Below are 347 nucleotides of genomic sequence, written 5' to 3'. Positions count from 1 at the left end.
TCATCTCCAACGGCGTACCGATCTGATCGGTGTGGAAGTAGTAAAGCTTCTGTTCCTCACCCTCGGCCTGATCCACCCGAGCCAAGGGCGCATAACTGCCCGGCTCGTAGACGTAGAGGCTGCTCTGCCCTGGCGTTTCCTCGCGCAACAGGCGCAGACCTTGCCACAAAAAGTGCTTCTGCTCCGTCTTGCCGTTGACCTCTGACACCTTGCTCACACGACGCCCCAGGCTGTCGTAGCGATAAGCGCCGGTACTTTCCAGCTTGCCATTGACCAACGTCTCAGCGTTGACGAGGCGGTTTTCACAGTCATACGTGAACGTCTGCAGCCGGTTCATCCCGCTGCGT

Annotated in this window: 1 pseudogene; it reads right to left on the bottom strand. The window is 58.5% G+C overall.

Going from position 1 to position 347, the window contains the following annotated elements:
• Positions 1 to 347 (bottom strand): annotated as a pseudogene (locus B0W55_RS29455) (RHS repeat protein); the annotation flags it as partial.

Origin of the sequence: Pseudomonas sp. KK4 (genome assembly GCF_001984065.1) — a bacterium.
Lineage (GTDB): Bacteria > Pseudomonadota > Gammaproteobacteria > Pseudomonadales > Pseudomonadaceae > Aquipseudomonas.
The sequence above is the reverse complement of the archived record's forward strand: the minus strand, read 5'-3'. Positions and strand labels throughout refer to the sequence as shown.